Here is a 14,235-nt window from a genome sequence, read left to right as displayed (position 1 = left end):
ATTTACTTTTATGTTTCTATAATTAATCAGGAGAAATCAGGACATGCCGTTTCAGAAGAAACATATATCCCGGATGATAGCCGCCCTGCTCGCCACCGGCACCCTGGCGCCCGCCCTGGCCCAGGAGGCGCTGGTGCTGAGCACCGTCAACGTCAACGCCGAGCGTGAGAACGACGTCACCGAAGGCAGCGACAGCTACACCACCAAAAACAGCCGCACCGCCACCAAGCTCAACCTGTCGATCCGGGAAACCCCGCAGGCGGTGTCGGTGACCACCCGCACCAAGATGGACGACTTCGCCCTCAACGACGTCAACGCGGTGCTCGACAACACCAACGGCGTCAATGTCGAGCGGGTCGAAACCGACCGCACCTACTTCACCGCCCGCGGCTTCGACATCACCAACTTCCAGTTTGACGGCGTCGGCGCGCCCCTGGTCTACGGCAACGTCTCGGGCGATCTGGACACCGCCCTCTACGACAAGGTGGAGGTGCTCAAGGGCGCCAACGGCCTGATGAGCGGCGCCGGCCAGCCCTCCGCCACCGTCAACTTCGTGCGCAAGCGCCCCACCCAGGAATTCCAGGCTTCGGCCAGGGCCAGCGCCGGCTCCTGGGACTACCGCCGGCTGGACGGCGACATCTCCGGCGCCATCAGCGAACGGGTCCGCGCCCGCCTGGTGGTGGCCGGCCAGGAGAAAGACTCCTACCTGGATCGCTACCAGCAGCAGCGCGGGCTCTTCTACGGCGTGGTGGAAGCGGATCTGACCGACAGTACCCTGCTCACCCTGGGCCACAGCTACCAGCAGAACAACGCCGACAGCCCGCTGTGGGGCTCGCTGCCGCTGTTCTACAGCGACGGCACCCGCACCGACTACAGCCGCTCCGACAGCAGCGCCGCCGACTGGGCCTACTGGGACGTAAAGGATAACCGCAGCTTCGTGGAGCTGGCCCAGGAGCTGGGCAACGGCTGGAGCGCCAAGGCGGTCTACTCCCACGTGGAAAACGAGTCCGACTCCGAGCTGTTCTACGTTTACGGCAACCCGGATCGCGCTACCCAGGCCGGGGTGTTCAGCTACCCCAGCCAGTACCACTTCAAGACCCGGCAGGACATCGTCGATCTCTATGCCTCCGGCCCCTTCACCCTGGGCGGGCGCGAGCATGAGCTGGTGGCCGGCGCCGGCTGGTCCAGGGCCAACACCCGGGATCACTCCTGGCACGGCGATACCCTGGGCACCGAAGTCGGCGATCTGCACGGCTGGAACGGCAACTATCCCAAGCCCGCGTTCACCATCGACGGCGGCGGCAGCAACTGGACCGACAAGGAGACCAGCCTCTATACCGCCGCCCGCTTCAGCCTGACCGACGACCTTACCCTGCTCGCCGGCGCCCGGCTGTCCAACTGGGACAGCCACGGCACCAGCTACGGCAAGGACAAGGTCAACGAATATAACGGGGTGCTGGTGCCTTACGCCGGCCTGGTGTACGACCTGAACCTGAACTATTCGGCCTACGCCAGCTACACCGAGATCTTCACCCCCCAGTTCGAGATCGACGCCAACGGCGACCGCCTCGACCCCATCGAAGGCCACACCATCGAGACCGGCCTCAAGGGCGAATGGCTCGACGGCCGGCTCAACGCCAACCTGGCGCTGTTCCGCACCGAGCAGAGCAATGTGGCCGAAGTGGCGGGCACCAGCGGCGGCACCACCATCTACCAGGCGGTGGACGGCATGACCAGCAAGGGCGTGGAGCTGGAGCTGGCCGGGGAAATACTGCCGGGCTGGGAAGCCAACGCCGGTTACAGCTACGTGGACATCGAGGACAACCAGGGCAACAGTGCCAAGAGCTACACCCCCAGCCAACTGGTCAAGGTCGCCACCAGCTACCGGCTGCCGGCCATGGAGCAGCTGAAGGTGGGCGCCAACCTGAAATGGCAGGACGACATCGAGGCGCTGGACGGCAACGGCAACCTGGCGAAGCAGGACAGCTACGCCCTGCTCGGGCTGATGGCGAAATACGAGTTCACGCCCCGGCTTGCCGCCACCCTCAACATCCACAACCTGACCGACGAGAAATACCTCACCAGCCTCTACTGGGGCGCGGACCAGGCGTTCTATGGCGCGCCGCGCAACGCCAACCTGTCGGTCAACTGGACGTTCTGAACAGGAAATAACGACGTCGAGCCGGCCCCCGGGCCGGCTCTTGCCGGAGGCACACCATGACGGCCCCAACCCCCTTATCCCCCCAGCCCAGGCTGGACCGCCTGTTGCACCATATCCACCACCACCTGGACGAACCGCTCCCCCTGGAACGGCTGGCGCAGTTGTCCGCCTGCTCCCGCTGGCAACTGCAACGGGACTTCCAGGCCGCCACCGGCCTGAGCCTGGCCCGCTACATCCGCCGGCTGCGCCTGAGCCGGGCGGCTTCTCCCCCTTCGTCAGCTACGCCGAAGGCTTCGAGCCCATCACCGGCCAGGACCGGCACGGCAAGACCTTTGAACCCACCGCCAGCCAGCAGTGGGAAGCCGGGGTCAAGTATCAATCCGCCGACCGGCGCCACCAGGGCACCCTGTCCGCCTTCCATATCACCAAGCAGAACGAGCCCACCCGGGATCCCAACGGCAGCCCCTACAACAAGACTCAGGCCGGCGAGGTGCTGGCCAAGGGCCTGGAGCTGGAAGCCAACAGCTACCTGACCGACAACCGGAGCCTGGCCGCCAGCCTGACCCTGCTGGACATGGCGTTCAGCAAGGACGACAGCGGTGAGCTGCTCGGCAAGACCCCGGTCTGGGTGCCGGAGCGCCAGGCCAGCCTGTGGGCCAACTACGACGTCTTCGAGGGCGCCCTGGCCGGCGCCACCCTGGGCGCCGGGGTACGCCACGCGGGCAAGACCCATATGGATTCATTGAATACCGATCAGGTGCCCGCCTACACCCTGGTGGATCTGGCGCTGGGCTACGATCTGGGCTACCTCAACGCCAACCTGGGACGGCGCCCGGGTGCAACTGTCCGCCAACAACCTGTTCGATAAGCGCTACTACAGCTGCTTCGACGAGAGCAACTGCTGGTTCGGCGCCGAGCGCGAGCTCAAGGCCAGCCTGAGCTACCGGTTCTGACCCTCATCTCCCCCCGCAAACGTAAAAGGGAGGCAATTAACATTGCCTCCCCCTGGGGCGCGGGCGGCCCGCCCGCGCTCCGGCATGGCAAGCAACACCCATTCCCACGCAGAGGCCGGGAACGAGCACACGGCAAGAGACCTCGCTCCAACCCGCCTCGATATCTTAACTCCTGGCCGCCTGCTCCAGGCTGCGCCAGTCGCTGAACAGGTGCACGGGATCGCACAGCTGGCGCATGGCGTGCAGGGCGGTGGCGTAGCCGAGCTGCAGGCCGACCAGGCGCACACCCAGGCTTTCCTTCGCCTGTTCCACCTGCTCCCGCAGGGCGGCGGGCACCTGGAACTCGCCATCGCTCACCAGCAGGATGTCGGCCTGCCGCCATGCCTGCTCCCTGAGGCGCGAAAGCGCCGCCGTCAGCGGGGTGACCACCTCGGTGCCACCACTGAAAGAGGCCCGCAGCAAGGCCATCAGCTCCGCCAGGGTCAGTTGACCGTTGTCCAGCACCTGCAGCTCGCCCTCACCACCGAACAAGTACACCAGGCAGCCCCGTCGCTGGCGTTTGGCCAGGCGCAGGGCCTCCAGCACCATGGCCTTGGACACCTGCTCCGCCAGGCCGTGCATGGAGGCGGAGGTATCCAGGCAGAGGATGATGGGCCCCATCTGGCTGCCCTTGCCCTGTCCCTGGCCCTGGCCGGCCCGGGGCAGGGGCCAGTCGCTGCCGGCGTCGATGGGCATGACCCCGGCCACCGCGTAGCTGAGCAGCCCCTGCTCGGCACGGCGGGCGTGCCACAGCAGGTGCAGCACCGGATGGCCGAGAAAGGCCGCTTCCTGGGGCAGCATGCGGCTGATCCGGTCGGAGCGGGTGAGGCCCTGGGTTTCCATGGGCATGCCGGGCAACAGACGCTCCTGGGGGCCCGCGTCCCGGGGGCTCATCTGCTGGCGAATTTGGCTCAGGGTGGCACTTTGCGCCGGATCCGGGCGCTGCTGGCCAAGCTGGTTCAGCAACCGCTGCAGTTCACGGATCTGAGCCACCCACCGGGACAACCGCTGCATATCGAACCAGGCCCTGTCCCGCAGCTGGCCGCCGTTGACATCGGTGCCGATGGCCGGTGCTATACCGAACTCTTCCGTCACCTCGTCCAGGGCCTGCCACAGGCTGACCCGCTGGCTCCACTGTTCGGCAAGGCGCGCGATGGCCCGGCGAGCGTGGCGGGCCCGGGCGCGGCCTTCGGCCCGCAGCGTATCCATGCCGGCCCGCGCCAGCAGGGCGGCGGTGACCGGCCATTGCAGCTCCACCTGCTCCAGCGCCAGCAGTATGTCCTGCACCACTACCCGGGCCACTTCCGGGGTATCCCGGCAGTAACCGAGCGCCCCCGAGCGCACCAGAAGATGGCGCAGGCGGCGTTCGGTGCTGCCGTTCAGCCAGTCGCTTAGGATTGGCAAGCGTCCCTTGTCCAGTTGCTGCAGCCAGGCCAGCACCCACCGGGTCCGGGGCAGCAGCCGGCCCAGGGGATGGGTGGCCACCAGGGCGAACAGGCTTTCCGGCAGCGCCGCCAGGGAGCCGATGCCGGCCGGCTGATCCTGCACGGCTCAGTCCTCCACCGGCAGGGCGGCGAAGGCTTTCCTGAGTTCCCCCAGCCGTTCCCGCTGGCGACCCAGCTCCTGCTGCTGCCGCTCCAGTTGCCGGCGCACCTGCTCCCCCAGGACGGGGCTCAGCCAGAGGTGTTGGTCGAGCCGCCGATCCAGGCCCTGGCGCTGCCCGGCCAGCCAGCCCAGGTACTGGTCCAGCTCGTCGATGCGCTCATCGAGCTGCGCCAGGCGGGCGGTCAGGTGGGCCGCCGGCCAGGCCCGGGGTTGCAGGGCCGACGGCCGCGGGTAGGACTCCAGCACCGGCTCGTATTGATCCCGGCTGCCGCCCAGGTTGCGGATTTCCCGCTCGGTGAAACAGCTGTCGGGCAGGCGGGGCTGACGGTAGAGCAGCTCGCCGGCGGCGTTGCGGCGCGGCCGCAGACCCTCGCGTTCGGTCACCGGCTGGCCGGCTTCATCCAGGTAGAGCTGGTAGCCCTGCTCGTCCAGGGCCGGCACCACCGGATCCGCGTCCTGCGCCAGCCGTTGCTGCCAACTGTCCACCAGCTCGGTCACCAGGGCCGGGCTGAAGCCCGGATCGGCGGCGATATGCTCGTGCAGCCAGGCCGCCAGGCGGGGATAGTGATCCGGCTGCTGCCACAGGCAATGGGGTAGCAGCCAGGCGTCGAGCAGGCCGGCTTCCCGTTCGCCGTTGCAATAGGCGGAAACCCTGAGCAGCTTGACCAGCTTGCGCCAACGCCGATCGGAGACGGTGATCTCCTGCTCGGCCAGGAAGGCGCGAAGACCGACGAGCAGCCGCACCAGGGCCGGGGCCAGGGGCAGGCGTCCCGCCAGCTCGCGGATGGCGGCCAGTTCGCAGCCGCTCAGGCGCAGTTCCGGCGACGGCGCCCGATAACTTTGGTCGAGAGTGAGCAGGGCGGTAAAGGCCTGGTCGCTCACCGGCGCCACCTGGTAACGCAGCAGGAAGCGGTCGTACAGGGCGTTGAGCTCGGCTCCTTCCGGCAGCTCGTTGCTGGCGGCGATCACCGACACCAGGGGCACCTCCAGCCGTTCGTTGCCGTTGTCGAAACGGCGCTCGTTGAGCAGGGTGAGCAGGCTGTTGAGGATGGCGCTGTTGGCCTTGAAGATCTCGTCGATAAAGGCGATGGAGGCCTCGGGCAGGTAGCCCCCGGTCTGGCGCAGGTAGCGGTCCTGCTCCAGGGCCTTGATGGAGAGGGGGCCGAACAGCTCCTCGGGCACCGAGAAGCGGGTCAGCAGCCGCTCGAAGTAGGCACCGTCGGCGAGCAGGGTGTGCAGCCGGCGGGACAATTCGCTCTTGGCGGTGCCGGGCGGGCCCAGCAGCAGCAGGTGTTCGCCGGAAAGCGCCGCCAGCAGCGCCAGCCGGGCCGGGGTATCCCGTTCCAAAAGACCCTGCTGCAGGTGTTCGATCAATGCCGCGATACGGGGTTTTACGTCCATGTGCCAGACCCTTGAGTAAATTGTATTAAAATAATCACGTTATTGTACCCAAAAATAACGATCTGACCAGCAAGGAGAGCGCACCCCAGGTTCCCTCCGCGCGGGAATGGCAGGCGGACCGCCTGCGCCACTTAACCCCGCACCAGCACCAGCCGGGGCTCGCCCGGGCCGAAATAGTCCGGCTCCCCGCCCTCCTCCACGAAGCCCAGGGACAGGTAAAGCCCGAGCGCCGGGTTGTCCGGGGCCACCGTCAGCCGCTGCCGTCGGCAGCCGCCTTCGTCCAGGGCGGCGAGCAGGGCCTGCAGCAGCGCCTTGCCCAGGCCCTGCCCCCGGCAGGACTCGGCCACCGCCAGGGACAGTATCCAGCCCTCGCCGGGGGCCGTTCCCGCGCCGCCCAGGCCGTAACCCGCCAGCACGTCGTCATCGTCTTCCGCCACCAGCAGGTAAGCCGGCCACAGATCCAGCGCCTGGCGAAAAAAGAAATCCGGATAGCAGTGGCTGCCGAACGCGGCTCGCTCCAGCGCATGGATGGCCCGCAGATCCCCCTTGGTCGCCGTCCTGACAGGCATATGTGCTCCCGTAAACATGCATGGCCGCCGTCGGCGGCCCCTGGTCCCGAAAGAGTCGATGGTGCCTCCTCCCGGGGAGCGGTGCAACAGGGCCATACGCCTTATCCTTTTCGGCTAAAAAAACACCACTCCGGCTTCATGCACTAAGCTCTAATAGAGACTGCATTGGAGCTGGGTATATGAACTGGCGAGGCCTGTTACTGCTGCTATTGTTGCTGGGCACCCCGGTGCTGGCCCAGGAGCGTTACTGGCAGCTGGATATCAAGGGGGCCATCGGCCCCGGCACCTCGGACTTTATCGTGACCGAACTGACCCAGGCCCAACTGGACAATCCCGCCTTCGTGCTGTTTACCATGGACACCCCCGGCGGCCTGTACAGCGCCACCCGCGACATCATCAGCGCCATGCTCGAATCCCGGGTGCCGGTGGTGGTGTATGTCTCCCCCGGCGGTGCCCGGGCCGCATCGGCGGGCACTTACATCCTCTATGCCAGCCACGTGGCGGCCATGGCCCCGGGCACCCACCTGGGCGCGGCGACGCCGGTGCAGATAGGCCCGCCCGGCAGTACCGAGCGGCCACGGGATCAGGCGGAAGAAGAGCAGGAAGGCGAGCAGCCGGCCCCCGACGCCGGCGCCATGGAGCGCAAGACCCTGAACGATGCGGTGGCCTATATCAAGTCCCTGGCCCAGCTGCGCGGCCGCAACGCCGAATGGGCCGAGCAGGCGGTGCGCGACGCCGCCACTCTCACCGCCCCCGAGGCGCTGGAGCAGCAGGTTATCGAGCTGATGGCGGCGGACATCCCCGCTCTGCTGCAGGCACTGGACGGGCGGGAAATCACCTTCCATGACGGCTCCTATACCTTCGCCACCGGCGGGCTGCTGGCCGAGCAGCGCCAACCCGACTGGCGCCAGCGTTTCATCATGATCATCACCAACCCCAATATCGCCTACCTGCTGATGCTGGTGGGCATGTACGGCATCCTGCTCGAATTTTACAGCCCGGGCTTCGGCGTGGCCGGCGTCACCGGCGCCATCTGCCTGCTGCTGGCCCTGCTGGCGTTGCAGATGCTGCCGGTCAGCACCGCCGGCCTGGCGCTGATCCTGCTAGGGGTGGTGCTGATGATCGCCGAAGCCCTGGCCCCCAGCTTCGGCATCCTCGGCGGCGGCGGCCTGGTGGCCTTCGCCATCGGCTCGGTGCTGCTGTTCGACACCCCGGACCAGGCGTTCCGCGTGGCCTGGCCCTTCGTCGGCGCCTTTACCCTGTTTTCGCTCAGCCTGATCCTGGTGGTGGTGCGGATGATAGTAAAACAGCGCCGTCGGGCTCCCGTTTCCGGCAGCATCGCCATGGTCGGTGAACGGGGCATCGCCCTGACCGACATCGATCCCGCCGGCACCGTGCTGGTGCAGGGGGAACGCTGGCAGGCCAGGAGCCCGCAGCCCATCGCCGCGAACCGGCTGGTGGTGGTGGTGTCGGTGAACGATCTCACCCTCAACGTAGCTCCGGCAGAGGAGAGCAAGTCATGATGATCGATTTTCTGTATTTCCAACTGTTGATAGTGGTGCTGGTGATCATGCTGTTTACCAGCATGTTCCGCATACTGCGGGAATACGAGCGGGGGGTGATCTTCCTGCTCGGCCGTTTCTACAAGATCAAGGGGCCGGGCCTTATCCTGGTGATCCCCTTCGTACAGCAAATGGTGCGGGTGGATCTTCGTATCATTACCATGGACATCCCTTCCCAGGATCTGATCTCCAGGGACAACGTCACCGTGCGGGTCAATGCGGTGCTCTATTTCCGGGTGCTGGATCCGCAGAAGGCGATCATCAACATCGAAAACTACCTGGAGGCCACCAGTCAGCTGGCCCAGACCACCATGAGATCCGTGCTCGGCCAGCACGAGCTGGACGAGATCCTCTCGGCCCGGGATACCCTCAACACGGATCTGCAGCGCATCCTGGATCAGAGCACCGACAACTGGGGCATCAAGGTGACTGCGGTGGAGATAAAACACGTGGACCTCGATGAATCCATGATCCGCGCCATCGCCCGCCAGGCCGAGGCGGAACGGTCCCGGCGCGCCAAGGTCATCCACGCCACCGGTGAGCTGGAGGCCTCCAAGCAGTTGCTGGAGGCCGCCCGCATACTCGGGCAACAACCGGAAGCGATACAGCTGCGTTACCTGCAGACCCTGACCGAAGTGAGCAGCGACAACAGCAAGATCATCGTCTTCCCCCTGCCGATGGAGCTGGGGCGGATCCTGCAGGAAATGGCCGGCCCCTATGCGCCCGGCAAAGAGGACAAGGATCCCGACTCGCCCACCGAAATGACCTGAGCCGGCCCGGGCTTCGCCCGGCGCCGCAACACCCCACTTTTTTCCCCGATAACGCGGAATATCCCCGTGCGCTGCCGCTAGAATACGGGGCTCCGTTATCGCTATCGGGGCCCTCGCTCCCGATGCCTTCGTTCGCCACAGGGACAGTTTCATGAAAAAACATCTCGGCCTTCTCCTGCTGGGCAGCCTCGGCCTGTTCAGCGCCGCCGCCCAGAGTTCCACCCTGGAGCAGATCCAGAGCTCGGGCGAGTTCCGCTTCTGCTTCGAGTCCGGCTACATGCCCTTCGAGATGACCGACAAGGGCGGCGACTTCATCGGCTTCGACATCGACATCGCCAAAGCCATGGCCAGATCGATCAACGTCGAGTTCGTGCCGGTCAACACCGGCTGGGACGGCATCATCCCCGCCCTGCACACCAACAAGTGCGATCTGATCCTGGGCATGACGGTCACCCCCGAGCGCAACCTCAGCGTCAACTTCGCCGAGCCCTATTTCGACGCCGGCCAGACTGTGCTGCTCCGCCCGGAACTGGCCGACAACATCGACTCCTACCGCCAGCTCAACGATGAAGGCTACACCGTCACCGCCCAGCTCGGCACCAGCGGCGAATACGCCATCAAGCGTTACCTGAGCCGGGCCAGGGTGCGGTTGTTCGAAAGCTCCGCCGACGCCGCCCAGGAAGTGGCCAACGGCCGGGCCGACGCCTTCGTCTACGACATCAGCTACAACGCCGTCTACGCCGCCCAGAATCCGGGCCGGCTGGTACACCTGGACCAGGCCTTCACCTACGGTCCGCTGGGCTGGGCGGTGCGCAAGGGCGACGGGGATTTCCTCAACTTCCTCAATAACTACCTGCGCCAGATCCGGGAAGACGGCAGCTACGATCGCCTCTATCGCAAGTGGTTCAAGAGCGACGCCTGGGTCGGCCGGGTTCAGTAACAGCGGATCATCGCCGGCGGTCCGAACGCCGCCGGCGGGTTTTACGGGAAAGAACGAGCATATGCAGGCTGCCAAACACCGCTGGCTGTGGAACGGGGTTTTTATGGGCGTGGTGCTCATGCTGGCCGGCGGTATCTACTGGTCCACCCAGAGCATCGACTACCACTGGCGCTGGGAGCGGGTGCTGCCCTATATCGTCGACACCTCGCCCGAGTCCATCCGCGCGCCCTTCGACGGCCAGGCCGAACTCGGCGACGATGGCCGAACCCTGACCCTGGTGTCCGATCACGGCGATGCGCCCCTGGTGCTGGACAAATTCAGCACCCTGCTGGTGGCGGACGGCGATCTGCTGTTCGAGGGGGACGAGGTCGCTAGGATCGACAGCCTGCGCGCCGGCCCCATCCTCCATGGCATGGTGATGACGCTGCAGCTGTCGCTGGTATCGCTGCTGTGCTCCGTGCTGCTCGGCCTGGGCCTGGGCCTGGGCCGGCTGTCCGCCAACCCGGCGCTGCGCAAGCTGTGCATCCTCTATATCGAGATCATCCGCGGCACCCCGTTGCTGGTACAGATCTTCATCATCTATTTTTTCGTCGGCACCGTGCTGTCGCTGGATCGCTTCACCGCCGGCGCCACCGCCCTCACCCTGTTCAGCGCCGCCTATGTGGCGGAGATCATCCGCGCCGGCATCCAGGCGGTGCCGGTGGGGCAGATGGAGGCAGCCCGCTCGCTCGGCATGAGCTATGTGCGGGCCATGGTCGAGGTGGTGCTGCCCCAGGCGCTCAGGCGCAGCCTGCCGGCCCTGGCCGGCCAGTTCATCAACCTGATCAAGGACTCCTCCCTGGTGTCGGTGATCTCCCTCACCGACCTGACCAAGGCCGGGCGGGAAGTGGTGTCCTCCACCTTCGCCCCCTTCGAGGTGTGGTTTACCGTGGCCCTGCTCTACCTGGTGATGACGGCGTCCCTGTCCTGGCTGGTGCAGCGGCTGGAACAGCGCCTGGCGGCGGGACACTAGGAGCACCCATGCGAATAAAGCACGCAGAAACCATTCTCGGCGCCAGCCGGGTCGACAAGGTGTTCGACAACGGCTGCCGGGCACTCAGCCAGGTATCGGTACAGGTGCGCCGCGGCGAGGTGGTGGTGATCGTCGGGCCTTCGGGCTCGGGCAAGTCCACCTTCCTGCGCACCCTCAACCGGCTCGAAAGCATCAGCGCCGGCCGCATCGAGCTCGACGGTATCGACATCCACGCCCGAGCCACCAATGTCAACCGGCTCCGGGAGCGGGTGGGCATGGTGTTCCAGGGCTTCAACCTCTTCCCCCACAAGACCGCGCTGCACAATGTGATGCTGGCGCCGCTCAAGGTGGCCCGGCGTCCGCGCGCCGAGGTCGAGCGGCAGGCGCGAGCCCTGCTGGCCAAGGTGGGCCTGGCGGATCGCATGGACCACTACCCGGCCCAACTCTCCGGTGGCCAGCAGCAGCGGGTGGCCATCGCCCGGGCCCTGTGCATGCAGCCGCACATCATGCTGTTCGACGAACCCACCTCGGCGCTGGATCCGGAAATGGTGGGGGAAGTGCTGGAAGTGATGAAGGGCCTGGCCCGGGACGGCATGACCATGGTGGTGGTCACCCACGAGATGGGCTTCGCCCGGGAAGTGGCCGACCGGGTGCTGTTTATGGCCGACGGCCGGCTGCTGGCGGAAGACACCCCGGACGGCTTTTTCAGCCGGCCGGCCCATCCCCGCCTGCAGCAGTTTTTATCGCAGATCCTCTAAATCCCCCGCCCTCGGGCGGCCTTGCACAAGGTGAATCATGTCCAACCCCATCGACGCCCTGCTCGCGCAGTTTTCCCCGCTTATCCTCGACGGCGCCCTGGCCACCGAGCTGGAGAGCCGGGGCTGCGACCTCAAGGATCCGCTGTGGTCGGCCAAGGTGCTGATCGAGCAGCCCGAGCTTATCTACGCCGTCCATTACGACTATTTCGCCGCCGGCGCCGATGTGGCCATCACCGCCAGCTATCAGGCCACCTTCGAGGCCTTCGCCCGTCGCGGGCTGGATGCCGGACAGGCCTCCGGCCTGATGCACCGGGCGGTGCAACTGGCGGTAGATGCGCGGGATGACTTCTGGCGGGGACTGAGCGCCGAGCAGCGTGCGCGCCGCCCCCGCCCCCTGGTGGCGGCCTCGGTCGGCCCCTACGGCGCCATGCTGGCGGACGGCTCCGAGTACCGGGGCCATTACGGGCTGGATGAAGCCGGCCTGATGGCCTTTCACCGGCCCCGGCTGGAGCTGCTGCTGGCGGCCGGCGCCGACCTGCTGGCCTGCGAGACCCTGCCCTGCCTGAGCGAGGCCCGGGCCCTGGCCCGGCTGATGGAAGCGTACCCCGGTGCCTGCGGCTGGGTCAGCTTCAGCTGCCGGGATGCGGAGCACAACAGCCAGGGCGAACGGCTGCGCGACTGTGTCACGGCCCTGGCGCCCTTCGAGTCGGTGGTGGCGGTGGGCCTCAACTGCACCGCCCCCGAGCACGTGCCCGGGCTGCTGCAATCGGTGCGCGGCGCCACCGCCAAGCCGCTGCTGGTTTACCCCAACTCCGGCGAACAGTATGACGCCGGCCACAAGTGCTGGCACGGCCCGGCCGACAGCGAGCAGTTCGCCCGGGCCGCCGGGCACTGGCAGCGGGAAGGCGCTGCTCTTATCGGCGGCTGCTGCCGCACCTCGCCGGCGGACATCGCCGCCGTGGCCGCCCTGCTGCGCCCGGCGGCGGGATAAGAAAAAAGGGTCAGATCGGCAGATTCAACCCGGACTTCAGCACATTGAGCACCACATTGGTATTCATGCGCTTGATTTCCGGGAACTGGCTCATGGTGGCTTCGGCGATGGTGTCGAACTCGGTCACGTCCCGGGCCAGGATCACCGCCACCAAATCCACCGCGCCGGTGACGTAGAAGATCTGCTGGAAGGCGTCCTGTCCCTGGGCCCAACGCATAAAGCGGTCCATCACCTGGTAGTTTTCCCGCTCGATTTCCAGGCCGACGATAAAGGTCATCAGGTTGTCGAGCTTGCGGTTGTCGATCACCGCCACGTCGGCGCTGATCACCCTGTTCTGGCGCAGCCGCTTCAGCCGTCGCTGCACCGCCGACGGCGACAAGCCGATGTGCTCGGCGATGACTTCGCTGCGGGTCAGGCAGTTGCGCTGTACGATGGCGAGTATTTTGCGGTCGAAATGGTCGAGGTTGTCACTCATTGCCGGCTGGATCCCGTCGGATAGTTGAAGCCATAAATACGGCTGGACGGCTATTCTAAATAACTCGGCGATCCGGCTCAACCATTGAGAAAAACAAAGGCGGCACCCTGGCCGCCTTTGTGAAGAACGAGCTATCCCGTCCGGCTCAGCCGCGGGTATCCAGCGGTTCGAAGCTTTTCACCAGCTCGTCCAGGGCCTTGATCTGGGCCAGGAAGGGCTCGAGCCTGGCCAGCGGCAAGGCGCTGGGGCCGTCGCACTTGGCGTGCTCCGGATCCGGGTGGGATTCGAGGAAGAGGCCGGCCAGGCCGGTGGCCATGCCCGCCCGGGCCAGGTCCACCACCTGCTCCCGGCGGCCACCGGAGGCCTCGCCCAGCGGGTCCCGGCACTGCAGGGCGTGGGTCACGTCGAAGATGATGGGGGCGCCGGCGGTGGCCTTTTTCATCACCCCGAAGCCGAGCATGTCCACCACCAGGTTGTCGTAGCCGAAGTTGGCGCCGCGCTCGCACAAAATCAGCTGGTCGTTGCCGCACTCGATGAACTTGTCGACGATGTTCTTCATCTGCCCCGGGCTCAGGAACTGGGGCTTCTTGATGTTGATCACCCGGCCGGTCCTGGCCATGGCTTCCACCAGATCGGTCTGGCGGGCGAGGAAGGCGGGCAGCTGGATCACGTCCGCCACCTCGGCCACCGGGGCCGCCTGCCAGGGCTCGTGCAGGTCGGTGATCACCGGCACCTTGAAGGTGTCCTTTATTTCCTGCAGCAGCTTCATGCCCTCTTCCAGGCCGGGGCCGCGGAAGGAATGGATGGAGGAACGGTTGGCCTTGTCCCAGCTGGCCTTGAACACATAGGGAATGCCGAGCTTGCCGGTCACCTCGACGTAGTGCTCGCAGGCTCTCAGCGCCAGCTCCCGGGACTCCAGCACGTTGATGCCGCCGAACAGCACGAAGGGCTGATCGTTGGCCACGTTAATCTGATCGATCTTGACGGTTTTCATCGCTA

At 66.2% G+C, this 14,235-nt stretch carries 13 protein-coding genes; 8 read left to right on the top strand and 5 right to left on the bottom strand.

Annotated elements, in window-relative coordinates:
• Nucleotides 1–43: 43 nt before the first annotated feature.
• Together C7H85_RS12995 and C7H85_RS12990 are read left to right on the top strand one after the other, a co-directional pair.
• Nucleotides 44–2,161 carry a TonB-dependent siderophore receptor gene (locus C7H85_RS12995; protein WP_245879662.1) on the top strand — a complete coding sequence of 706 codons (2,118 nt, stop codon included), beginning with the start codon at nt 44–46 and terminating at the stop codon, nt 2,159–2,161.
• Between the two features lie 40 nt (nt 2,162–2,201).
• On the top strand, nt 2,202–3,029 hold the full coding sequence (locus C7H85_RS12990; RefSeq protein ID WP_158260092.1) for a TonB-dependent siderophore receptor: 828 nt from the start codon (nt 2,202–2,204) through the stop codon (nt 3,027–3,029).
• 250 nt (nt 3,030–3,279) lie between these two features.
• Here C7H85_RS12990 and C7H85_RS12985 read toward each other — a convergent pair whose 3' ends face one another.
• From C7H85_RS12985 to C7H85_RS12975, 3 genes are all read right to left on the bottom strand, one after another.
• Nucleotides 3,280–4,701, bottom strand: coding sequence for a vWA domain-containing protein (locus C7H85_RS12985; protein WP_106730124.1), 1,422 nt, complete (start codon nt 4,699–4,701; stop codon nt 3,280–3,282).
• 3 nt (nt 4,702–4,704) lie between these two features.
• Nucleotides 4,705–6,159, bottom strand: a complete 1,455-nt coding sequence (locus C7H85_RS12980) for an AAA family ATPase (RefSeq protein WP_106730123.1) — start codon at nt 6,157–6,159, stop codon at nt 4,705–4,707.
• 131 nt (nt 6,160–6,290) lie between these two features.
• A complete protein-coding gene (locus tag C7H85_RS12975; protein ID WP_106730122.1) occupies nt 6,291–6,728 on the bottom strand; it encodes a GNAT family N-acetyltransferase in 438 nt (145 codons plus the stop codon).
• Nucleotides 6,729–6,907: 179 nt separating this feature from the next.
• Here C7H85_RS12975 and C7H85_RS12970 point away from each other — a divergent pair, with 179 nt between their 5' ends.
• The 6 genes from C7H85_RS12970 (at nt 6,908) to mmuM (ending at nt 12,761) form a co-directional block, all read left to right on the top strand.
• The gene (locus C7H85_RS12970; protein ID WP_106730121.1) at nt 6,908–8,251 is read left to right on the top strand and encodes an NfeD family protein; all 1,344 of its coding nucleotides are present in this window, start codon (nt 6,908–6,910) and stop codon (nt 8,249–8,251) included.
• The gene (locus tag C7H85_RS12965; protein WP_106730120.1) at nt 8,248–9,060 is read left to right on the top strand and encodes a slipin family protein; all 813 of its coding nucleotides are present in this window, start codon (nt 8,248–8,250) and stop codon (nt 9,058–9,060) included. Before C7H85_RS12970 ends, C7H85_RS12965 begins: the two co-directional genes overlap by 4 nt.
• 151 nt (nt 9,061–9,211) lie before the next feature.
• Nucleotides 9,212–10,000 carry a transporter substrate-binding domain-containing protein gene (locus C7H85_RS12960; protein ID WP_106730119.1) on the top strand — a complete coding sequence of 263 codons (789 nt, stop codon included), beginning with the start codon at nt 9,212–9,214 and terminating at the stop codon, nt 9,998–10,000.
• A 61-nt stretch (nt 10,001–10,061) separates the two neighbouring features.
• Nucleotides 10,062–11,012 (top strand): amino acid ABC transporter permease, encoded by a 951-nt coding sequence (locus C7H85_RS12955; protein WP_106730118.1) that lies wholly within the window; start codon nt 10,062–10,064, stop codon nt 11,010–11,012.
• Nucleotides 11,013–11,020: 8 nt separating this feature from the next.
• On the top strand, nt 11,021–11,770 hold the full coding sequence (locus tag C7H85_RS12950; RefSeq protein ID WP_158260091.1) for an amino acid ABC transporter ATP-binding protein: 750 nt from the start codon (nt 11,021–11,023) through the stop codon (nt 11,768–11,770).
• Between the two features lie 37 nt (nt 11,771–11,807).
• Entirely contained in the window at nt 11,808–12,761 is a 954-nt protein-coding gene (mmuM, locus tag C7H85_RS12945; RefSeq protein ID WP_106730117.1) for a homocysteine S-methyltransferase, read from the top strand.
• 10 nt (nt 12,762–12,771) lie between these two features.
• On the opposite strand, the gene C7H85_RS12940 is transcribed toward mmuM, so the two are convergent.
• Complete coding sequence (locus C7H85_RS12940; protein ID WP_106730116.1) at nt 12,772–13,236, bottom strand: Lrp/AsnC family transcriptional regulator; 465 nt, start codon at nt 13,234–13,236, stop codon at nt 12,772–12,774.
• Between the two features lie 145 nt (nt 13,237–13,381).
• Complete coding sequence (gene kdsA / locus C7H85_RS12935) at nt 13,382–14,230, bottom strand: 3-deoxy-8-phosphooctulonate synthase (RefSeq protein WP_106730115.1); 849 nt, start codon at nt 14,228–14,230, stop codon at nt 13,382–13,384.
• Between the last annotated feature and the right edge of the window lie 5 nt (nt 14,231–14,235).

Source organism: Zobellella endophytica, from assembly GCF_003012775.1.
Lineage (GTDB): Bacteria > Pseudomonadota > Gammaproteobacteria > Enterobacterales > Aeromonadaceae > Oceanimonas > Oceanimonas endophytica.
Note: the sequence above shows the minus strand (reverse complement) of the source record. Positions and strands in the feature narration are given on the sequence as shown.

What these genes read in the sequence shown, in the direction of transcription:
- C7H85_RS12980 (WP_106730123.1), bottom strand. Translation starts at nt 6,159, where the DNA reads ATGGACGTAAAACCCCGTATCGCGGCATTGATCGAACACCTGCAGCAG.
- kdsA (WP_106730115.1), bottom strand. Translation starts at nt 14,230, where the DNA reads ATGAAAACCGTCAAGATCGATCAGATTAACGTGGCCAACGATCAGCCC.
- C7H85_RS12995 (WP_245879662.1), top strand. Translation starts at nt 44, where the DNA reads ATGCCGTTTCAGAAGAAACATATATCCCGGATGATAGCCGCCCTGCTC.
- C7H85_RS12965 (WP_106730120.1), top strand. Translation starts at nt 8,248, where the DNA reads ATGATGATCGATTTTCTGTATTTCCAACTGTTGATAGTGGTGCTGGTG.
- mmuM (WP_106730117.1), top strand. Translation starts at nt 11,808, where the DNA reads ATGTCCAACCCCATCGACGCCCTGCTCGCGCAGTTTTCCCCGCTTATC.
- C7H85_RS12955 (WP_106730118.1), top strand. Translation starts at nt 10,062, where the DNA reads ATGCAGGCTGCCAAACACCGCTGGCTGTGGAACGGGGTTTTTATGGGC.
- C7H85_RS12975 (WP_106730122.1), bottom strand. Translation starts at nt 6,728, where the DNA reads ATGCCTGTCAGGACGGCGACCAAGGGGGATCTGCGGGCCATCCATGCG.
- C7H85_RS12970 (WP_106730121.1), top strand. Translation starts at nt 6,908, where the DNA reads ATGAACTGGCGAGGCCTGTTACTGCTGCTATTGTTGCTGGGCACCCCG.
- C7H85_RS12950 (WP_158260091.1), top strand. Translation starts at nt 11,021, where the DNA reads ATGCGAATAAAGCACGCAGAAACCATTCTCGGCGCCAGCCGGGTCGAC.
- C7H85_RS12960 (WP_106730119.1), top strand. Translation starts at nt 9,212, where the DNA reads ATGAAAAAACATCTCGGCCTTCTCCTGCTGGGCAGCCTCGGCCTGTTC.
- C7H85_RS12940 (WP_106730116.1), bottom strand. Translation starts at nt 13,236, where the DNA reads ATGAGTGACAACCTCGACCATTTCGACCGCAAAATACTCGCCATCGTA.